This is a genomic window from Rhodonellum sp., from assembly GCF_030656585.1.
Taxonomy (GTDB): Bacteria; Bacteroidota; Bacteroidia; order Cytophagales; family Cyclobacteriaceae; genus Rhodonellum; species Rhodonellum psychrophilum.
Map to the genome: position 1 here is coordinate 1 of NZ_JAUSPP010000023.1, position 21582 is coordinate 21582.

The 21582-nt window shown below is 40.8% G+C and carries 21 protein-coding genes; 12 read left to right on the forward strand and 9 right to left on the reverse strand.

What is annotated here, in order from left to right:
* Nucleotides 1-169 precede the first annotated feature (169 nt).
* The 7 genes from Q7J63_RS04875 to Q7J63_RS04905 form a co-directional block, all read right to left on the reverse strand.
* The gene (locus tag Q7J63_RS04875; protein ID WP_304884414.1) at nucleotides 170-1636 is read right to left on the reverse strand and encodes a cellulose synthase family protein; all 1467 of its coding nucleotides are present in this window, start codon (nucleotides 1634-1636) and stop codon (nucleotides 170-172) included.
* The gene (locus tag Q7J63_RS04880; protein WP_019599218.1) at nucleotides 1636-3180 is read right to left on the reverse strand and encodes a 4Fe-4S binding protein; all 1545 of its coding nucleotides are present in this window, start codon (nucleotides 3178-3180) and stop codon (nucleotides 1636-1638) included. The genes Q7J63_RS04875 and Q7J63_RS04880 overlap by 1 nt, the downstream gene beginning before the upstream one ends.
* Nucleotides 3177-4544, reverse strand: a complete 1368-nt coding sequence (locus tag Q7J63_RS04885; RefSeq protein WP_304884417.1) for an NAD(P)/FAD-dependent oxidoreductase — start codon at nucleotides 4542-4544, stop codon at nucleotides 3177-3179. Before Q7J63_RS04885 ends, Q7J63_RS04880 begins: the two co-directional genes overlap by 4 nt.
* Complete coding sequence (locus Q7J63_RS04890) at nucleotides 4537-5292, reverse strand: DUF547 domain-containing protein (RefSeq protein ID WP_304884419.1); 756 nt, start codon at nucleotides 5290-5292, stop codon at nucleotides 4537-4539. Before Q7J63_RS04890 ends, Q7J63_RS04885 begins: the two co-directional genes overlap by 8 nt.
* Before the next feature lie 134 nt (nucleotides 5293-5426).
* Nucleotides 5427-5924 carry a rhodanese-like domain-containing protein gene (locus Q7J63_RS04895; RefSeq protein ID WP_304884421.1) on the reverse strand — a complete coding sequence of 166 codons (498 nt, stop codon included), beginning with the start codon at nucleotides 5922-5924 and terminating at the stop codon, nucleotides 5427-5429.
* Nucleotides 5921-6637, reverse strand: coding sequence for a Crp/Fnr family transcriptional regulator (locus tag Q7J63_RS04900; protein WP_026333779.1), 717 nt, complete (start codon nucleotides 6635-6637; stop codon nucleotides 5921-5923). Before Q7J63_RS04900 ends, Q7J63_RS04895 begins: the two co-directional genes overlap by 4 nt.
* An 86-nt stretch (nucleotides 6638-6723) precedes the next feature.
* The gene (locus Q7J63_RS04905) at nucleotides 6724-7194 is read right to left on the reverse strand and encodes a type I restriction enzyme HsdR N-terminal domain-containing protein (protein ID WP_304884424.1); all 471 of its coding nucleotides are present in this window, start codon (nucleotides 7192-7194) and stop codon (nucleotides 6724-6726) included.
* Nucleotides 7195-7243: 49 nt separating this feature from the next.
* Here Q7J63_RS04905 and Q7J63_RS04910 point away from each other — a divergent pair, with 49 nt between their 5' ends.
* Complete coding sequence (locus Q7J63_RS04910; protein WP_304884426.1) at nucleotides 7244-8884, forward strand: amidohydrolase; 1641 nt, start codon at nucleotides 7244-7246, stop codon at nucleotides 8882-8884.
* 246 nt (nucleotides 8885-9130) lie between these two features.
* Here Q7J63_RS04910 and Q7J63_RS04915 read toward each other — a convergent pair whose 3' ends face one another.
* Entirely contained in the window at nucleotides 9131-9832 is a 702-nt protein-coding gene (locus tag Q7J63_RS04915; protein ID WP_304884428.1) for a ComEA family DNA-binding protein, read from the reverse strand.
* Nucleotides 9833-10060: 228 nt separating this feature from the next.
* Between Q7J63_RS04915 and hemA the strand changes: the two genes are divergently transcribed.
* Both hemA and Q7J63_RS04925 read left to right on the forward strand, forming a co-directional pair.
* Nucleotides 10061-11341, forward strand: coding sequence for a glutamyl-tRNA reductase (gene hemA / locus Q7J63_RS04920; protein ID WP_019599210.1), 1281 nt, complete (start codon nucleotides 10061-10063; stop codon nucleotides 11339-11341).
* A 178-nt stretch (nucleotides 11342-11519) separates the two neighbouring features.
* Nucleotides 11520-13202 carry a murein L,D-transpeptidase gene (locus Q7J63_RS04925; protein WP_304884430.1) on the forward strand — a complete coding sequence of 561 codons (1683 nt, stop codon included), beginning with the start codon at nucleotides 11520-11522 and terminating at the stop codon, nucleotides 13200-13202.
* Here Q7J63_RS04925 and Q7J63_RS04930 read toward each other — a convergent pair whose 3' ends face one another.
* On the reverse strand, nucleotides 13203-13919 hold the full coding sequence (locus Q7J63_RS04930) for a murein L,D-transpeptidase catalytic domain family protein (protein WP_304884432.1): 717 nt from the start codon (nucleotides 13917-13919) through the stop codon (nucleotides 13203-13205).
* A 363-nt stretch (nucleotides 13920-14282) separates the two neighbouring features.
* On the opposite strand from Q7J63_RS04930, the gene Q7J63_RS04935 reads away from it, so the two are divergent.
* From Q7J63_RS04935 to guaA, 9 genes are all read left to right on the forward strand, one after another.
* Nucleotides 14283-14693 carry a 6-carboxytetrahydropterin synthase gene (locus Q7J63_RS04935; RefSeq protein ID WP_304884434.1) on the forward strand — a complete coding sequence of 137 codons (411 nt, stop codon included), beginning with the start codon at nucleotides 14283-14285 and terminating at the stop codon, nucleotides 14691-14693.
* A complete protein-coding gene (gene folE / locus Q7J63_RS04940) occupies nucleotides 14653-15348 on the forward strand; it encodes a GTP cyclohydrolase I FolE (protein ID WP_019599205.1) in 696 nt (231 codons plus the stop codon). Before Q7J63_RS04935 ends, folE begins: the two co-directional genes overlap by 41 nt.
* A 100-nt stretch (nucleotides 15349-15448) precedes the next feature.
* Nucleotides 15449-16129: an SDR family NAD(P)-dependent oxidoreductase gene (locus Q7J63_RS04945; RefSeq protein WP_019599204.1), complete on the forward strand. Its 681-nt coding sequence runs from the start codon at nucleotides 15449-15451 to the stop codon at nucleotides 16127-16129.
* Nucleotides 16130-16198: 69 nt separating this feature from the next.
* The gene (locus Q7J63_RS04950) at nucleotides 16199-16462 is read left to right on the forward strand and encodes a hypothetical protein (protein WP_019599203.1); all 264 of its coding nucleotides are present in this window, start codon (nucleotides 16199-16201) and stop codon (nucleotides 16460-16462) included.
* 20 nt (nucleotides 16463-16482) lie between these two features.
* Nucleotides 16483-16926, forward strand: coding sequence for a hypothetical protein (locus Q7J63_RS04955; protein WP_019599202.1), 444 nt, complete (start codon nucleotides 16483-16485; stop codon nucleotides 16924-16926).
* Nucleotides 16923-17552 (forward strand): flavin reductase family protein, encoded by a 630-nt coding sequence (locus tag Q7J63_RS04960; RefSeq protein ID WP_304884438.1) that lies wholly within the window; start codon nucleotides 16923-16925, stop codon nucleotides 17550-17552. The genes Q7J63_RS04955 and Q7J63_RS04960 overlap by 4 nt, the downstream gene beginning before the upstream one ends.
* 97 nt (nucleotides 17553-17649) lie before the next feature.
* Nucleotides 17650-18657: a ligase-associated DNA damage response exonuclease gene (locus tag Q7J63_RS04965; RefSeq protein ID WP_304884440.1), complete on the forward strand. Its 1008-nt coding sequence runs from the start codon at nucleotides 17650-17652 to the stop codon at nucleotides 18655-18657.
* A 111-nt stretch (nucleotides 18658-18768) separates the two neighbouring features.
* Entirely contained in the window at nucleotides 18769-19785 is a 1017-nt protein-coding gene (locus tag Q7J63_RS04970; RefSeq protein ID WP_304884441.1) for a phosphotriesterase, read from the forward strand.
* 102 nt (nucleotides 19786-19887) lie between these two features.
* Nucleotides 19888-21417: a glutamine-hydrolyzing GMP synthase gene (gene guaA, locus Q7J63_RS04975; RefSeq protein WP_019599197.1), complete on the forward strand. Its 1530-nt coding sequence runs from the start codon at nucleotides 19888-19890 to the stop codon at nucleotides 21415-21417.
* Nucleotides 21418-21582: the final 165 nt, after the last annotated feature.

Here is a 21582-nt window from a genome sequence, read left to right on the forward strand (position 1 = left end):
CTCCTCGTTATAAGCAGGAATGATGACATCGATGATGGGGAAAGGTTTTGAAATTCGAAATCCAAAGTCGGGTTTTGATTGCTCAGGCATAATTTAAGAATGGAGGTAGGGAACAATGGTTTATTTGGGAAGGGGATTCAGATTGTAAAGGTCAGAAATTGGACAGGTTTCACTTCATTCGGTAGCTTTTGAAGGATTCCCAGCTCACCAGTCCATAACCGATGGCGAGCATGACATGGAAGACGAGCATTTCGTAGGTTTGTGTAATGATGGAAATCGCCACCAATACTGTAAACACGATCGCCATCAAACCCTCCAAATAGGTAGTGAATGGGATTTTCATTTGGTTATAGACATTTTTGCCCAATGTTGATTTATTGCTTTCCAGATTGTATTTGGGTGTCCGGATAAAGGCTGATTTTTTTCCTGTAAGTCCTTCCCAGACGGCAACAGTATTGTGGATACCCAAACCCATGGAAACGGAAAGGAACAAAGGCAATTCCCAGAGGAATCTCAAAAAACTCCCCAATGAATATTCCAATAGACTCAGGTTTGCGAAAAAATAAACCCCTGCAATGATCACAAATCCAATCAAAAACACCGCTGCGCCCTGAAAATACACATCAGGAATCCATCCCTGAAGAAATGCCCACCATACTGGTATACTGCTCAGACTGACGAAGAGGACTGCGATAAAGATGACACTGTTGAGCAAGTGGGCAGCTGCGTGCAGCTTCACCTTGAAAGGGAATTTATCCCTTAAGACTGAGCCCAGGTGTTTGGCAGCACATTCCGCTCCTCCTTTTGTCCATCGGAATTGTTGGGATTTAATCGCAGACATCACCGGCGGCAATTCTGCTGGAGATTCAATATCAGGTCTGTAAACAAACTTCCAGCCTTTTTTTTGTGCCCTATAACTCAAATCTAAATCCTCGGTCAGAGTATCATCTTGCCAGTTGCCTGCATCAAGGATACAGGATTTCCGCCAGATTCCTCCCGTACCATTGAAATTGATGAAGGCGTCCTGACTGTTTCTCCCCATTTGCTCTACCATGAAGTGGGCATCCAAGGCAAAGGCCTGCAACCTTGTCAATACGGAATAATCCTCATTCAAATGCGTCCATCTTGTCTGGACCATCCCGACCTTGGAATCGGAAAAAAAACCAAGGGTTTTCAATAGAAAATCCGAATCAGGCACAAAGTCTGCATCAAAAATGGCGATGAATTCACCTTCGGCTTTCTTCAACCCTTCCTTCAAAGCCCCTGCTTTGAACCCCTGTCGATTGACCCGATGGATGTATTTGAAATTCAATTCCGGGAAATTTTGAAGGTGTTTTTTGATAATGTCAGCGGTTTCATCCGTACTGTCATCCAATATCTGGATTTCAAGTTTCTCTTTTGGGTACCTGAAAGCAGCTAGGGAATCAATCAAGCGCTCGACAACATATTGTTCGTTGAAGATAGGCAACTGTACAGTCACCATCGGTAAGGAATCCCAATCGGGAGACGAGAGGGGCTTTAGTTTTTTTTTGAATCGAAAAAAATGATACAGCAAATGGGCTTGGGCAAAACTGTAAAGTAAAATAAACAGCATCGCCAACACATACACAGCCAAGAAGAAATAAATCAGAATCATCAAGATTTAATTGTAATGGATTTGTTGCCGATAATGATCGGCATGTCATTGATCCGTCCTTCCTCGTCCCCATTTTCAAGTTTCAATACTCCTCTTGGACAAACAGCAGAGCACACCCCGCATCCCACACAGGAAGAACGTACGATATTCTGTCCTCTTTGGGCATACCAGCGGACATCTATCCCCATTTCACAGTACGTGGAGCAATTGCCGCAGGAAATGCATTGCCCTCCGTTGGTGGTGATTCGGAATCTGGATTTGAAACGTTGAACCATTCCCAAATAAGCTGCCAATGGGCACCCAAATCTACACCAAACGCGGTTGCCCATCAAGGGGTAAAATCCGGTACCGATCACCCCTGCAAAAGCGGAGCCAATTGCAAAGCCATATATTGAGTGTAGTTGATTGGTGGCATCTCCCAGAAAACTGAATCCTGAAAAATAATTTCCAATGGTCAATGCTGTCATCAGCACTGCAAAAACCAAAACACCATGGATCAGGTATCTTTCGATTTTCCAGGATTTCACGGTTTTGTCCGAAAGCTGCCGGTAAGGATCTCCCAAAGTTTCTGCCAGTCCACCGCAACCACAAACCCAAGAGCAATACCATCTTTTTCCATAAAAATAGGTCAGCAATGGCACACCCAAAACGATCAGGATAATCCCCCAAATCAGCATAAACATCCCCAATGCACCAGAACTCAGCATCCCTTCCATGCGATAATCATAGAAAAACGAATAATCCAGAGGCCAAATATTTTTGAAATCGTGCCATGGCTGATTGAACAAAACCAAGATCTCTGGCAAAATAAAGGCAAAAGACAATTGGAAAAACATCACTGAAGCAGTCCTGAGTGTCTGGTATTTATTCCCTCGGTATTTCCTGAACATCCGGATGCCCATGACGAAAATGGCGAGGGTATAGATCAAACCGTATAGAAACCATTGACTGGCAGGATTCCCTGAAAGTGCCATGCTGATGGGATCGACCGCAATCACCAAATTGGTCATGTACTCAGGAAACCAATAGAGAACAATATAAAAAAGTATCAAATAGGTCCCGGTCAAAATACCCAAAAAACCCTTTGCTTTCATGGAGGAAAAGAATATCCCATTGTTTTTGATCCCTTCAGGCTCGCTTCGATAGAGCGGAAGGATATAGAGAAGTGCACCAATCACCGCCACCAAAACAGAAATCCCCAAATAAAAATAGGGATTGTTGGCTACAGGCCCCAAACTGGAGGCTTTGGTCAAATCAAAAGCATAATTGTCCCAAATCACCTTGTCCCATTCCTGATTGGATTTAAGCTGATCGTTATACGTATTGAAATATTGCTTGAAGTCCTTGATGAAGGCGAAGTTGGAATCATACACTTTTCCATACATGGGGGACATGATGTCCACCATTGTCTCCCGGTGAATATCCTTAACATTCGCCTCTACTATTGTTTTCCCCAACTGATAAGTCCCAATAAATGGGAGAATACTAAAGATCAAAAAGCCCAAGACAAATATGGCCGCGCCTACTTTTTGAATATTTTTCATGATCTTGATCCGATTAATTTTTTAAAGAAAGAGGCTTTATATGTCTCTAGTGCTTTTCCTGATTCCCTGTTGTATTTGGCCAAAACTTCTTTGTGAAATGGTTTGGAAAATTCAGGATTGAAGCTGGCTTGATTTAAATGGCTCAGCACTTTTTCAAGCGACCAACCTTCAGAGATGGCTTTGTCAAAAAATGCATGGCGGAGGCGCCAACCAAAAGCATTGACACCCATTATTTTTTTGTCTTTTTTTGAATAGAGAAGTCTGATGCAGATTTTACCGGATTTGTCTTCCCAGTAAAAACTCTCCGTTTCATCAGACCAAATTGCTGGGACTTGCCCATAGGTTTGATATTCAATATCCAGGAATTTGGCGGAATTGAACCAGATTCCAGGCTGATAAGGCACTGCATTGGAAGTAGTAAGGTTATAGGCCAAAGTTTCCCCGTGCATCCGACCTGTATACCATACTTGTTCGATATTTTTCCTGTCCGAAGCAGGTGCTTCCTTAAATTCGGCACAATCACCAATGGCATACACATCCTGAAGGTTGGTGCGGAAAAACCTATCCACGACAATGCCCCTATTGGTTTCCAAACCCGAATTTTTCAAGAATCCGATGTTGGGACTCACCCCCACTGTCAAACCCACGAACTGGCAATCGATAATTTCTCCGGTTTTGGTTTTAATGGCTTTGACCTTTCCTGAATCCTCCCCGATAATTTCTTCCAATTCGGTCTCCAATCTCAAATCAATATGGTGTTCAAGAATATGTCTATTGATCAATTGGGCTTCTTCCAAAGGCAGGATATTGTCCCAAAAGTTCTTTTCCCTAACCAAAAAAGTAACAGGAATCTCTCTACTGGCGAGCATTTCCGCCATTTCTATCCCAATCAAACCACCTCCCACGACTACTGCTCTTTTGATGTTTTGGGTATTTTGCTCCATCAATTCCAAGTCTTGGTAGGAATACAACCCTTGAACACCTTTAAATTCCTGACCCTGCCAACCAAATTTATTCGGCTTTGAGCCTGTTGCCAAAACCAGGATGTCATATGCCAGAGTTGCTCCATCCTGGAACAAAAGCTGTTTGTATTCGAAATCGACATTCCCTACCCAAGCATGCTTCAGGTCGATCCTGTTTTTCTCCCAAAACCAATCCTCATAGGGTTTGGTATGTTCGTATTTCATGTGCCCCATATAAATATACATGAGTGCTGTTCTGGAAAAAAAATGTGCCGTTTCACCGGATACAATGGTTATATCGGCTTTATCGTCTTTTTTTCGGACATGTCTGGCACAGGTCACGCCTGCTATTCCGTTGCCCAAAATGACGATTTTTTTGTTTGAAGAATTGGGATTATTCATTGAGGGTCCAGTCATACTTCATATGGGAGATCTTGGCGTTGGAATTGATCTTGACGGAAGCGTATCGATTCAGAAAATCAATCAAACTGCTTTTTTTGGTGAAATCACCCTTAAACCAAGAGAAAATCTGGGAAATTTCCAGTTTATCCGCAGTGATTTTATTCCTTTTGGGATCATTGATAAAATCCTTTGCAACCTTATCCAACTGTTGGTCGATTTTGGAAGCCACAAAAGCTTCATTCAATAAAGGTGGACAGGAGAAGGAAGCGCAATTGATCGCAAAGTGAATTCTGGGCTCCTCGAATTCCTTTCGCAGGATTTTATGCTCGATTTCATCCAGGTTGGAGTCCTTTCCTCCAATTTGGAAAAATTTGATATGCCAGACGGTATTGATCAAGGGGATTTTTAAAGTGGGATGGAGATCTTGAATACTTTTTACAGGATAATTGTCCACGATCAGCTTGACCGTAAAGGCATTGTAGGCATTGATCCAATAGGCCAATTGTTCATCCTTGCTCCACGTTTTCCGATCAGGTGCATTTTCGCTGATTAATTTAAGGTATTTTTCCAGTTTGGGTTTTTCCTGAATAAAACCCTTATAATTCACGATACCGTCTTTGCTTACATGCTTTTTCAGCAATTCATCAAACAATTGATGTGAAGGCGCTTGCGTTCCAGATTGGCCCGAAGTAGATCCGTGACAAGCAACTGAAAAAAACAGCAAGACGATCAAAATTGAATTTCTCATAATCATGGATTTTTTTTCATAAAGTAGATAGAGAGTAACGTAAAGCCCCCTACTTTGGATGAATAAACCCAAATTTAACCATTAAATCAAGTAGTATTTGTCGGGACAAGGACATTCACAAAAGCATGAAAAAATCAAAACACTCCTTCCCCTTTTTTAAGCCAAACACCCCACATGCGACTGTAGGTATGAACCTGTTCCGTTTCTTTTTCCTCCTTGAATACTGGATTCGATTCATTGACCCAATGGATAATTCCACCATATAAATTGTACACTTGGGTAAACCCTTCACTCTTGAGTTTTTTCCCGATCTCCTGACTCCTCGCGCCAACAGTGCAATACACTACTATAGGATGGTTTTTGGGGATGTCCGAAACGGAGCTGATTTGGAAGCCATCATAGCCCACCCATCGGGCATTATCAAGATGACTGACTTCAAATTCTGATTTTTCCCTGGTATCGAGCAAGACCGCCTTTGAAATCAGTTCTTTTTGATTTGGGTAAATGACAGGAAAATCTGAATCGTAAAATCCCTTGAGCAGGGTTCTATACCCAAAACTCTGGGCATGGCCCTGAATGATGACAAAACAAGTGACAAGAATGACACAGTATAAAGTCTTCAAACTGATCATCCCCCATAAAAATCAGAAAGCCGCGCAAGTCCTTTTTTGTTCAATACAATAATTTTCTTCCCTTCAAAATTGATCAATTCATCCTTTTTGAATTCGGAAAGCAACCTGATGATCGTCTCTGTGGCTGTACCGACCAATCCCGCAATTTCCTCCCTCGTAAGCACCACATCAATTTTCTCGCCTGCACCACCGTCAACTCCATAGGTTTCACTCAACTTCAGAAGGGTGAAAGCCAAACGTTCCCGAATCGATTTTTGGGTGGCATCTGTCAGTTTGTGTTCCATAATCCCCAAATCTTGGCAAAGCGCCTTGGTAAGTCTTCTATGAAAGGAATTGTCCTCAACAAGCACCTTCAAAAAAGTTTCTTTGGGGACAAAACAGATTTTCGCATCTTCCACAATGGTACCCGTACTTGAATACACTTCCTCGCCCAAAAGGGAGGAATATCCCAAAAACTCTCCTTTATTAGCCAAACGAATAATTTGTTCTTTGCCGTTGGAGGCGGTTTTAAAAACTTTCACAACACCGTCATTGATACAAAAAACCCCTAGTGGTTTGGTGCCTTCATAAAATAAAATCTGACCCTTTTTGTGGGAAATGAAATTTTTATTGTCTGATAAATTACATAAATGCGGTTCGGACAGATTTGAAAACATTGAAAACTTTCTGCTCAAACACATTTCGCAAGGCGTACTTTTTTCTCGTACAATCATAATTTCTTCCTTTTTAGTATTGAGGGAAACAATATCTAAATATAATAATAAAACATGACAAAAATCATTTTAAAATCATGTTCAGTCTAAAGTTTGGGGAGTGATTCGGTTTGAATATATCGGTCTGACAATAAATCATATGTGAAAAAGAGATGCACTTTTCCATTTGAAATGCCGATATGGCGAGCACCTACAGATTTGTTGTAGACACATACTTGTTCTACTGTCTTTTGGGTCAACGCCACTTCAGGCGCTTTGCATTCTATCAACAAAAACGGGGCTCCTTCCCTGTCCAAAACCAATATATCAAATCTTTTATTCAGGGAATTGTATTTGATGCCTTTTTCCAAAGCAAATAGGCTCTTGGGATATTGGTGATGCTGTGTAAGGTATAAAATTATATGTTGTCTTACCCATTCTTCGGGAGTCACTATCAAATATTTCTTTCTCAATGCATCGAAAATGCTTAATTTCCCATCCCCTTCTTCCCTCAAGTTAAAATGAAAAGGGGGAAACTGAAGCTTTTCATTCAAAAACCCATACTTGCCGCTAACCATGCCACAAATATGCTGGCTTTAATCAAGAAAGTAAACCAAATTACTCCAAATGACTAAAATAATGCATGCAATTGCCTTGATGCTCTTGATCGTGGTAATTTCTTCCTGCTCCCCTGACAAAGAAAAAGTGGATCTCATCATCCACAACGCCACCATTTATACCGTTTCATCCGGATTCGACATTGTGCAGGCAATGGCTGTGAAAGATGGGAAGTTTGTCGCTGCAGGCACGGACTCCAATATCCTTTCAAAATATGAAGCATCAGAGACGCTTGATATGGGAAGAAAAACCATCTATCCCGGCTTTATAGATGCTCATGCGCACTTTTACCGATATGGGCTGGGGCTTCATGTTGCTGATTTACTGGGAGCAGAGTCGGAAGAGGAATTAGTGGATAGGGTGGTGACACACCGTGGCGCAAACCCTGAAGTTGCCTGGATTTTGGGAAGAGGCTGGGACCAAAACCTCTGGCCCGAAAAAGAATTCCCCACCAAAACCAAACTCGATTCCTTGTTTCCCAATACGCCTGTACTCCTGACCCGAATCGATGGACATGCTGCATTGGCCAACCAAAAAGCCCTGGAAATGGGCGGTATCAGCGCAAAAACACAAATACTCGGCGGAAAAGTAATATTGAAAGAGGGCAAACCAACCGGTGTATTGATCGACAATGCCATCAAGATGGTGTCCGACAAAATCCCAGATGCAGGAATCGAAGAGTCGAGATCGGCCTTGATCGCCGCACAGGAAAATTGTTTCAGTGTGGGACTGACCACCGTCGCAGATGCCGGATTGGACAAAAAAATCATAGACCTGATGTCTGAAATGCACAAAGACAACACCCTAAAGATGAGAATTTATGCGATGGTCAATCCTTCGAAGGAGAATATGGAGCATTATTTCAAAACCGGCCCCTATCAAGACGAACAGATGACCATCAAAAGCTTTAAAATTTATGGGGATGGCGCCTTGGGGTCAAGAGGTGCCGCGTTGCTCCAACCCTACCATGATGCGAAGACAGACTATGGATTCTTGCTGAACACACAGGAGGCTTTTGATGAGCTGGCGCAAAAAATGTATCAAAATGGCTTCCAAATGAATACCCATTGCATCGGTGATTCCGCAAACAGGACCCTTTTGAATATATATGCAAAGCATCTAAAAGGCAAAAATGACTTGAGGTGGAGAATCGAGCACGCACAAGTGGTCAGCATCGATGACATGCCCAAATTCGCATCCTTTAGTATCATTCCTTCAGTCCAACCCACCCACGCTACTTCCGACATGTATTGGGCAGGTCAACGGCTTGGGCCTTTTAGGATTAAAACCGCCTATGCATACAAGGATCTTTTGGACCAAAACGGGATGTTGGCATTGGGGAGCGATTTTCCGGTAGAGCACATCAACCCTTTAAATGGCTTTCATTCGGCCGTCGTCAGAAAGGATGCGAAAAACTGGCCCGATCAAGGTTTTCAGCCGGAAAACAAGATCACCAGGGAACATGCCCTCAAGGGAATGACCATCTGGGCGGCTTATGCCAATTTTGAGGAAAAACTAAAAGGAAGCATCGAGGCAGGGAAGTTGGCGGATTTTGTGGTTTTGGAAAAAGACATCATGACCGCAAAGGAAAATGAACTCAGGAACGTGAAAGTGTCCGCTACTTTTATAGGAGGCAAAAAGGTTTTTTGAGAACATCACGTTTCCTATTTACCACAGTAAAACATACGCAGCAGATGCGCTTCATTTCCTAGGCGCCTCCGCAGTGTAACCCGAAATATGCATTGGGTTTATTAATAGGACTTGAAACCGTAAAAAAAATCAGACTATTTGGAAAATCGGGTATATCATCGAAAGGATGAAGTCAAGGACAGTAAACAAAGAATGATCATTAATTCATCAATAGCTGGAATTGAATTGGTTTTGAATCACAGGGGTTTAGAATTCCAAATAGGGTCTCAGCCTTTGCAGCCATTCTTCGTTGAAAATTTTGATTTTGAGCAAATCCTCAGCCGATGAATATCTACCGTGTTGCTCCCGAAAAGCGATGATTACTTTGGCTGTTCCATAATTGATATAGGGATGTTTCGCCAGTTCAGTGACATCGAGTTCATTGATCTTAATTTTCTTTGATATCCCTGGAGAAAATTCAAAATATTCATAAACCCGGTCCATCACCTCCGGCATCATTCCATAGACTTCCAAAAGTTGTTCTTTTTGGTGAAGACCACCCAAATTCTCTCTGAATTTTACAATTCTTCCCGCCATGGTTTGCCCGATTCCAGGCACGATCTGTAACACCACGGAATCCGCATCGGAGAAACTCAATTTATTGAGCACTGGACTTTTGGGGCTTTTATACGTAAAAACTTTCTTGACAGAATCCTGCGTGCCTGACTTCAATATAGAATCTTTCATGGAATGGAATTGCAACCATCCAGCTCCTTCCAAATCCAGGCTATCCAAGGCAAGAAGATACTCCTTATAATACTGAGCATTTTGCTTTTCAATAATGCTATCATACACGACTGGAACGCCATATAAAACGAATAAAACGGGCAAGACAAAAACAAATCCCCGCGATTCCCGGCGGGTAAATCCCAGATAGTTCTTAAGGAAAAAGTTAATTTTTGACAACATAAAAAACAAACAGATTATTTTCGATCCAGAAGCCTATTATAGATCGTATCTATCGATGATAATTTAATCAAATTGGAATTATTATCCAAGTTTGTCGATTATTGTATCACAAATAAAATCAACTGTCGCGCATCCTTATTTAGATAGATTTTAAATTACCCAGAGTTTACTCTAAATCTTCCTTTGCGACACATTCTGAATTAAATTTGTAAAAGAAAATCAATGGTAATGCAGAATAAATTTCGATCAATAAGTTTATCACACAAAAATGCCCCAGTAGAGATTCGGGAGATAATCGCAATAGACGAAGCTTCCATCCATTCCTTATTGATTAAATTAAAGGAATTTTTCAGTGTTTCAAACACGCTTATTCTTTCTACCTGCAATCGAACAGAAATATATTACTCCCACGAACTTGATCTCAGTACTGAAATCATCAAGTTGATAGGGCTGGAAAAAGGAATTACGGATATCGTAAATTATTTGGAATATTTCAGGATTTTGAATGATGAAGTAAAAGCCATTCGACATCTTTTCAATGTTTCCATGGGGCTTGAAGCCCAAGTCGTTGGGGATATGCAGATTTCCAATCAGGTAAAAAGAGCCTACCAAGCGTCTGCTGACTTGGATATGGCTGGTCCATTCCTCCACCGCTTGATGCATACCGTATTTTTCACCAACAAAAGGGTTGTTCAAGAAACCGCTTTTCGGGATGGTGCTGCCTCTGTTTCCTATGCTGCTGTGGAATTGATAGGAGAACTTACTTCAAACACCTATCAACCTAGAATTTTACTCATTGGAGTGGGAGAAATCGGCGAAGATGTGGCGAAAAACATGGTTCATCTTCCAGATGCCAAAATAACCATCACCAACAGGACTTTTGGAAAGGCAAAGACAATTGCTGACGAGATGGGATTTGATGTGATTCCTTTCGAAAACTGTTTTGAAGCCATGAAGGACGCCGATGTCATCGTGTCTTCCATCATGAAATCCGAGCCTTTCATTACCAAATCCTTGGTGAAATCATTTGATATCCAAAGCTATAAATTATTTGTGGACCTTTCGGTTCCAAGAAGCATAGACACTTCTGTAGAAGATGTTCCTGGAGCCATTCTTTACAATGTGGACAATATCAGAAGCAAAGCCTCCGAGACACTTAAAAAAAGATTGGCTGCAATACCTTTGGTAGAGCAAATTATCGAAGAAAGCATTTCCGATTTTTACAACTGGAAAAAGGAAATGTCTGTATCTCCGACCATCAACAAATTAAAAAATGCCCTTGAGCAAATCAGGCTGGAGGAGATGGAAAGGTTCCTTAAAAACGCCGATGAAAAGCAATATGCCATCATCGATAAGGTCACCAAAAGCATGATGCAGAAAATCCTGAAAGTACCGGTGGTTCAACTCCGTGCAGCATGCAAAAGAGATGAGGCTGACCAAATGATCGATCTTATTTCGGATTTGTTTGATTTGGAAAAGATCAATGAAAAAAGCAGTCCCGGAATTTGATTTTTTTTTCCAACCTTGAATTTTTGATTCAAACTTCCTTTTCGTCACCAAAAAAACAGGTCCATATTTTTTAATACTGGTTTTGATTTTTTAAACCCAAACAAACAAAAACGATCTCCTTCACGTCTTTTTTCTAACGTGATTTGTTTGTAAATTCAAAATTAATCAGGACAATACCATGAATTCAAAAACCCTTTTTTTTCTCATTTGCCTGTCCTTTTGCCATTTTCTCCAAGCACAGCAAGCGGATCAGGCGATTGAAACCCCCACATTGATCAGAAACATTTTGGAGCCAACAGAACCCGAAACCTCAGTTTCGATCTTTGGAAACAATCTATTCAGTTCAGTCGTAATCATAAAATTCTACCAAAACAGGAATTTTGAACCTGCCTGGTCGAAGAATGAAAAACTTTCTGAAATGGCTTATGAAATGCGCTATGAAATCCAACAAGCCAAATTCGATGGACTGAACGCCGCAGATTATCATTTGGATTTGATAAATACAATTTTCGAAAAATTTGAAACCTTGGATACCCGACAAGCTCGTATTGAGAAGTCGGATGTTGCTTCAATTGACATATTGCTCACTGATGCTTACATTATGCTTTCCTCCCATCTGTATTTGGGAAAAGTCAATCCAGAAAATCTAAATGCGGAATGGAACATCCAAAGGTCTGCACCAGAATTGAACATTGATGAAAGACTACAAGTAGCATTGTCGGAAGGAGCAATCAGAAAGAATATTGAAGAACTTTACCCTTCTTTTTCCATCTACAAAAATATGCGAGACGGACTTCGAACACTTTTCGAATTCCAAACCAAATTCGAAACCGATCCAATCGCTTCCTGGAAAGGTCTTAAGGTCGATAAATCCACCAAACCAGGAGAATCCAATAACAATATCCCAGAAATAAGAAAACGGCTGGTTTTTTGGGGATTTCTCGATGAAAATTTATCCTCTAAGGAAAACCTTTATGATTCCACTACGGTACTTGGGGTAAGAAAATTCCAAAAGAGGCATGGCATGGAGCCAGATGGTATTATCGGCCAAGGAACGATTCATGCATTGAACCAAACTCCGAAAGATCTGATTGCAACAGCATCTGTAAACTTGGAAAGATTGAGATGGATCCCAGGCAATCTCAAAGACCAAGAATTGATTTTGGTCAATACTGCAAATTTCCAATTGGACTACATCCAAAATCGGGACACATTGTTGAGTTCAAGAGTCATTGTGGGGAAAAGCTACCATTCCACTCCACAATTCAGCGCAATGATGTCTTATATCGTTTTTAGCCCAACATGGACAGTTCCTCGGTCCATAACCAGAAATGAAATCATCCCCGCAGTAAAAAGAGATAATCGATATTTGGCCAGGAACAACATGGAAATATTGACAAATACTGGCCAAATAGTCCCCTCCTCAACGATCGACTGGTCAAAAGTAAACCCAAGAACATTCCCCTATATCATCAGACAAAGACCGGGAGAGCAGAATGCACTCGGACTGGTCAAATTCATGTTTCCCAACAAGTACAGCGTTTATATCCACGACACCCCTTCGCGAAACCTTTTTGAAAGGGAAGATCGGGCTTTGAGTCATGGATGCATCCGGTTGCAAAAACCCTTCGAGTTTGCAAAATTATTGTTGTCTTTTGACAACAAATGGAGCGATGAGGAAATCAAAAAAGCGATGCATCTCGCCAAAGAAAAAACAGTGATGTTGGACAGACAAATTCCCGTTTTGATCGTGTACATCACCTATTGGGCGGACACGAATGGAAACATGTATTTTAGAAGAGATATCTATTCAAGGGATTCAGAAATACACAAGTCCCTGATGGAAAAAAGAAAAAATTAATCAGGCATTTAAAAATTCCGACTTATTGAGATATTCCGCATCATTGCCATAAATAAATATCAGGGATTTTTCTTTGATCAAATTGATGACTTGAGAAACCGCCTTTTCGGGAAGCGCTGGACATCCGAGGCTACGACCCAAGCGTCCTGTTTGATGGACAAATTCCTCCTTTGCATAATCTGCGCCGTGGATGACTATTGCCCTTTCCCTTGCATTTCCGTTGAATTCTTTTTCAATACCGTCCAAACGAAGGGAATATCCATGTTTTCCATGATATGTTTCTCCAGTAAAATAAAACCCCAAACTACTCATGTAAGAAGAATTTACATTGGAGAATTTTCTTGCAAACAATTCTCCGGAATTTCTACCGTGTGAAACCAAATCGTGGTAAAGAATCGTACCTGACTCCATATCGATTACCCATATCCTTTTTTTGTTGGAAGGCAAAGAATAATCGATGATCGTTAGGGGTTTTCCTTGCTGGATTTCACCAGTATTCGACAATTGAGAATATCCTTTTATTCCATATTGAAGGACCTCGTGGGTTGGCATTTCACTCTCTGGATTGTTTTGGTTGTTGACAACCCTATCCATGAATTTGTTTTCTGCATTGACCATCATCACTTCTTCTTCCAAAATTGAAGAAGATAAAGGAGAATGGAAATTTAAAATTGGCCCCAAAAAAAAGCATGTCAACAAAGTCAGAATTTTCACCATTTGAAAGGATTTTCTTTAAGTTTAACCCAAAGAACAAAAAACGGTCCCTTTTTTCAATAATGCAAATCCTTAAGCCTTTAAATATTTGATTATGAATTAGTTTGTTGAAATATTAAGGTGATTATTTGACTCAAAATATATTTAATAGGGTAAGCGTGAACTGTTTCTCTGCTTTAGATTGTTAGATTGCGGTCATAAAACGGGGAGAATGAGTTCAAAAATTTATGAAAATTGAAAAAACCCCAATGAATTTCCCCAAACCTTTCAAATTTAAAAATATTGATTTTCAATGGATTATATTTTTTGTTTAATAAAAAAAAATAAATATTAAACAAAAAATCAACCTTTCCTGTTTGACTCATAATGAAAGTAACTGTATTTAGAAAAGAGCACTTTAATGCCGCACACAGACTGAACAATCCGTCCTGGTCTGATGAAATGAATGAAAACATTTTCGGAAAGTGCAACAACAAGAATTTCCATGGTCACAATTACGAATTAATCGTACAAATAAGGGGTTCTGTTGATCCAGAAACTGGTTATTTGATAGACCTGAAAATTTTAAGCGATATCATCAAAGAGCACGTATTGAATAGATTTGACCATAAAAACCTAAACTTGGACACAGATGAATTTCAAAACCTCAACCCAACTGCAGAAAACATTGCTGTGGTTATTTGGAATATTTTAAGAAAACAACTCGAAGATAAGTACGATTTAACAATCAGACTATATGAAACAGAAAGAAACTTTGTTGAATACGATGGGAATTAATTACGCCCAAGAAATAGAAGAAATGGGTGAAGATCACGTCGGAACCTCTTACGAAACCCCATTGCGCGCAGATGCATTCGAAATGGATGACGATCTCAAAATTGAGCTTATTGGAAAGCATTTCAAAGAAATCATGCACATCATGGGTCTTGATCTTTCTGATGACAGTTTGAAAGGAACTCCACACAGGGTTGCAAAAATGTATGTGAAGGAAATATTCAGTGGTCTGAACCCAAAGAATAAACCTGCAGCCAAACTTTTTGAAAACAAATACAAGTACAACGAAATGCTTGTGGAAAAAGACATCACCTTTTTCTCAAATTGTGAGCACCATTTCGTTCCCATCTATGGAAAAGCCCATGTGGCTTACATTTCGAATGGAACGGTAATAGGTCTATCCAAAATAAACAGAATAGTGCAATATTTTGCAAAAAGACCGCAAGTTCAAGAGCGATTGACCATGCAAATAGGCAATGAATTGAAAGAAATATTGGGCACCAACGATGTTGCAGTCATTCTCGATGCAGATCACATGTGTGTATCCTCCAGGGGAATCAATGATGTAAATAGTTCAACAGTGACATCTTTCTACGGTGGGAAATTTGAAAAGGATGAACAAACAAGAAACGAATTCTTGAAATACGTTTCCTTATAAATATCAAATGATTACAAAATGAAATCGGGATAAAATCCCGATTTTTTTTGTGCCTATTCAAACATTTTTGATTTTAATGGATTAATTAAATAAAGATTTTATGAAAGATAAGAACGTTGTCATTATTGGAGGGAATTCAGGGATTGGACTTAAGGTTTCTGAAATGCTCGAAGCGAAAGGAGCTAATGTTTTTCTTTTTTCAAAAACCGCATCGGGGGAATCAAAACTCGATGTCACCGAAGACTTTGAGACGATATCAGGTTTGCCAACTGTAATCGATGGATTTGTGTATTGTCCAGGCACCATAAATCTTAAACCTTTTCATAGATTTTCTTTGAGTGATTTTAGAAACGATTATGAAATAAATGTACTGGGAGCGGTGAAAACCCTAAAGGCTTGTATGCCTGGATTAAAAAAATCATCCTCAGGCTCAGTGGTATTATTCAGTACGGTGGCCGTAAAGGTAGGATTGGGATTTCATTCTTCGATTTCAAGCGCCAAAGGTGCTGTAGAAGGTTTGGCCAAGTCACTTGCTGCCGAATGGGCGCCCAATGGGATACGCGTGAATGTTGTGTCTCCGTCTTTAACAGATACTCCTCTGGCCGCAACACTGCTGGGAAATGAGGATAAAAAAGAAGCTTCCAACAAAAGGCACCCACTTGGAAGGTACGGCCAGCCTGCAGATATTGCTTCGGCAACGGTCTACTTGCTTTCGGACGAAGCTTCTTGGATGACGGGCCAAAATCTCCATGTGGATGGCGGAATGTCTTCGATCAAATAATTTTAAACAATTGGTTGTAATAAGTGTAAAAGATATGGGTATTGTCCCTGCGTTTAATGTACAATGGTTATGAAGACTCCACCGGAATCATATTTGATTTTCAAGGAAGAATTAAAAAAAGCGAAGCTTGAAAAAGAAAAGCTGAAAAAAGAGTATGAAGAAAAATTCATGGAGATGAACAAAGAATTGTCTAGGCTCAAGGAACAAATAAGTTCCCAGCAGGATCTTATGAAAACAACTTTGGAATATGCAATCCGGTTGGAGGAAAATTTAGATCATTTCCGTAATGAAGTGGCCACCACCCACTCTAAAACTAGAAACTCATTTCTCTAAATGATATACCCACCTTTGTTATGAATACGGCAACCAATTCAATAGAACTGAATGAATTTGATTTACTTTTCGAAGAAAGGTATTCAAAAGTATTCGTCAATCATTCCAAAAAAATAATCATCTGTGAGTTATTGACGGATTATGTACCCATAGAGGATTTTAAAAATACTTTTTTGCAGATCAGTGAGGTCGTCAAAAAAGGTGATTTCGATAAGTTTATTTTTGACAAAAGATCCTTAAGAGCCTTTCACCAACCCAGTATGGAATGGTATTTCCTTCATTGGAAAAATGAAATGTTGAAATATGGCATCGTCAAACACCGAAAAATCCTACCTACCGAGAAATGGTTTGAGAAAATGGTGATGATTGCCAAGGAGCAGATCATGAAAAACAATCCTGATAACATTATTGATCAGCTAGATATCCAATATTGCGATTCTATAGAAGAAGCGATTGTCAAATGATCAAACATTTCGATAAGCAGTCCATATTAGAAGCGGATCCTTCCTTCAGAAGAAACTTCGTCAATTGCCTTTCAGGCTACAAAAGCCTGAATCTCATTGGCACAAAAAATAACGCGGGAGTGTCAAACCTCTCCCCTTTTTCACAAATCTTCCACATCGGAGCCACGCCTCCCCTGGTTGGGATTCTATTTAGACCGCATACGGTCGTCAGGCATACTTTGGAAAACATCCTAGAAACTGGTTTTTTCACATTGAACCATGTCACAAAAGATTTTTATAAGGAAGCCCATCAAACCGCTGCCAATTATGAAGGGTCTGAATTTGAGGCCACTGGGTTAAAGGAGGAATATTTATCAGGATTTCATGCGCCATTTGTGGAGATGAGCCCCATGAAAATAGCTTGCTCTTACTCAGAGCACCAGACATTGAAAATCAATGGAACCGTCCTGATCATTGGAGCAATCGAACATGTCTTTGTGAAGGAAGAAGGAATTAAGGCAGATGGTTTTCTTGATTTGGATTTTTTGGGAACTGTCACCGTTTCCGGATTGGATGAATACCATTTGGGAAAAAAACTTTCTCGGCTTAGCTATCCAAAGCCGGGAAAAGGCTTGACTGAAATCTAAAGCTTCACAGCCTGGGATAGGAGATAAGTTTGATAAAAAACGAAATCTTTTGTCTTCAATTCTCTTTTTTTTTTAAATTCAGAATCAAACCCACATTATGTCTTTAATCGAACTCACCGATCATGGCCTTTATTGCCCACAGGCGGAGCTTTTTATTGATCCATGGAAACCGGTTGATAAGGCTATCATCACACATGCCCATGCTGACCACTCCCGCTGGGGAATGAAACACTACCTCGCCCACCACCATTCGGAAAAAGTGATGCGGCTTAGATTGGGTTCGGATATATCGTTGGAAACCATGGAATATGGCGAAATTTTGGATATCAATGGAGTAAAAGTATCTCTTCATCCAGCAGGCCACATCCCCGGATCATCTCAAGTTAAGCTGAGTTACAAAGGTAAAATAGTAGTCATCAGCGGGGATTATAAGATAGAGGATGATGGCTTATCCAAACCATTCGAACCGGTGAAATGCCATGAATTTGTTTCTGAATGCACCTTTGGGATGCCAATTTATAAATGGGAACCACAGGCAATTGTTTTTGCTTCCATCAATGCTTGGTGGAAGCAAAATGCAGAACAGGGTCGAAATTCTGTGATCTTCAGCTATTCCCTTGGAAAATCCCAGCGAATCATCAATAACTTGGAGGCTTCTATCGGTGACATTTTTGCCCATGGAGCCATCTGGAACACCAACCAAGCATTAATATCCAATGGAGTTCCTATACGAGACATCCCCAAAGTGACTGCCGAAACTCCTAAATCGAGATTCAAAGGAGCTCTTATCATAGCCCCACCCTCTGCGATGGGGAGTGCTTGGATGAAAAAATTCGCACCCTTCCGCACAGCTGTTTGCTCTGGCTGGATGAATATCCGTGGTGCCAAAAAGCGCAGCGCCGCCGATATTGGATTTGTTCTTTCGGATCATGCCGATTGGGAAGGATTGATCACAGCCATCAAATCCACTGAAGCAGAAAAGGTTTATCTAACCCATGGAAGTACTGCGGCATTTGGCAGATACCTAGAAGAAGTGGAAAAAATCCAAGCAGTTGCTCTTGAAACGTTATTTGAAGGAGAAGCAGCGGATTTGGCTGATGGCTAAGTGGAAACCCACCTTCGTTTATTCTCCCAAAATTGTGTGATTTTTTATTTTTCTGAAACAATGTGGTTAAATTACAGGTATCAATATTTAGCCTGATTCAATAATGGCCTTATGAAACACACCATCCTCTACATTTTCATTCTGGCCATCCATGTTTTTTCCTGCGGCCCAAACCTTCCCAAAAGTGCCCCTATCCACACCGCCAAAGGCTTGGTTTCTGCAGATTCTTTGGGTATTTCATTGATTCACGAACACATTCTTGTTGATTTTATTGGTGCTGACAAAACCGGATACAACCGTTGGGATAGAGATACTGTCACAAAAAAAGTCCTCCCCTATCTCCTGGAATTAAAATCCCTCGGAGTGGAAACCATCATGGAATGTACACCCGCCTATTTGGGACGAGATCCTGAATTGCTGAAAAAACTTAGCGAGCTTTCCGGTTTGAATATCCTCACGAATACCGGCTACTATGGAGCCGTAGGCGGAAAATACTTACCACAACATGCCTATTCCGAAACGGCGAAGGAGCTGTCCAAAAGATGGATTATGGAATTTGAAAACGGTATTGAACAAACCGGGATCAAGCCCGCATTTATAAAAATATCGGTAAATGACACATCGGAATTGTCAGAAATGGACCAAAAACTGGTCAAGGCGGCTGCGCTTACCCACCTTAGAACTGGAATGGCAATCGTCTCCCATACGGGATCTTGGCAAACTGCCTCCGCACAAATCGCTATTTTAAAGGCCGAAGGCGTTGACCTTTCAGCATTTGTTTGGGTACATGCACAAGCAGAGCAAGACTTCGGAAAATATTTGGAAGCAGGAAAATCAAAAGTCTGGATCAGTTTGGATGGAGTCGTCTGGGATTTGGATGGTCATCTGGAAAGACTGGTTTTCGCCAAGGAAAATGATTTGTTGAATCAAATCCTTATTTCTCATGATGCAGGGTGGTACAGTCCAGGAGAGCCTGATGGAGGCGATTTTAAGGAATTCACGTCCATATTCAAGGTTTTAATTCCAGCCTTGAAAGAAAAGGGATTTACACAAAAAGAGTTGGATCTTCTGTTGATTGAAAATCCGCGTAAAGTTTTTGCCCTAGGGGTGAAAAAAATAAAAGCTTGAAAAAAGACGTCAATGCCTCGATCATCAGTCCAATCTGGAACTATCTTCTGAAAATTTCAGGATATAATTTTCGCAATTTGGATAGCCTGTTTACCTTTGCGCATGGCAGAACAAATATTGATCCTTGACTTTGGTTCTCAGTACACCCAACTCATCGCCCGAAGAGTGAGAGAACTGAATGTATATTGCGAAATCCACCCTTTTAATAAGATTCCAGAAATCACTTCTGAAATCAAAGGAATCATTCTTTCCGGTAGTCCATGCTCTGTCCGAGATGAAGGCGCACCTGATTTGGATCTCGACAGTTTAAGAGGCAAATTACCAATTCTTGGCGTTTGTTATGGCTCTCAACTTTTAGCCCTTAAGTATGGTGGAGAGGTCCTCCCCTCTGAAATCAGGGAATATGGCCGAGCCAATTTAAGCCATATTGACACCCATTATGATTTAATGAAAGAAATGACCCATGGATCCCAAGTTTGGATGTCCCATGGGGACACCATAAAAGAGTTACCAAAAGGCTTTGAAGTGATTGCGAGCACCTCTTCCGTTAGGGTCGCTGCATTTAAAATCGAAGGGGAAGATACATACGGAATTCAATTCCACCCTGAAGTCACGCATACATCAGAAGGAAAAAACCTCTTGAGAAATTTTGTGGTCCAAATATGTGGCTGCGCCCAAGACTGGACTTCCGACGTTTTTATAGACGCAACGATTGCCGACCTCAAAGCAAAAATCGGTACCGACAAAGTAGTCATGGGCCTTTCCGGAGGAGTAGATTCTTCTGTGGCCGCTACACTGATTCACAGGGCGATTGGAGAAAACCTCACCTGTGTATTTGTGGACAACGGACTGCTTCGAAAAAATGAATTCGAGGAAGTATTGGATTCCTACAAACACATGGGACTCAATGTAATCGGAGTGGATGTCAAGCAACAGTTTTACGACGCTTTGGAGGGATTGACGGAACCAGAATCCAAAAGAAAAGCAATCGGCCGGGTTTTTATCGAGATTTTTGACGAAGAGGCCCATAAAATACCAGGCGTAAAATGGTTGGGACAGGGAACCATCTATCCAGACGTGATCGAATCGGTATCCATCAATGGTCCATCGGCCACGATCAAATCCCACCATAACGTCGGTGGATTGCCTGATTTCATGAAACTCTCGGTGGTTGAGCCGCTCAACACCCTGTTCAAGGATGAAGTGAGAGAAGTTGGCAGGGCTTTGGAAATCCCAGAAACAATCATCGGCAGACACCCATTTCCCGGGCCTGGATTGGCCATTCGGATTTTGGGTGATATCACCGCCGAAAAGGTAAAAACACTTCAGGAAGTGGATCATATTTTCATTCAGGGCTTAAAAGATCATGGACTTTACGATGAAGTTTGGCAAGCAGGAGCAATTTTACTCCCGATTCATTCCGTGGGAGTTATGGGTGACGAGAGGACTTATGAAAAAGTCGTCGCCCTGCGAGCTGTAGGTTCGGTGGATGGAATGACTGCAGACTGGATCCATTTGCCATATGAGTTTCTCGGCAAGATGTCCAATGAAATCATCAATCGAGTAAAGGGTGTAAACCGTGTTGTTTATGACATTTCCTCAAAACCACCTGCTACCATTGAGTGGGAATAAAACCAACCAAAAAAGGTAAGATAAAAGGCTACAGGAAAACAAAAACATACTTCCTGTAGCCTTTTTCATTTAAGAGTCTTAAACAGTTCCCTTTTATTTGACCCAAAATCCATTAAATTTGAAAACTATTTACGTTAGGAATAATTTTTGTCTTTGTAATTTGAA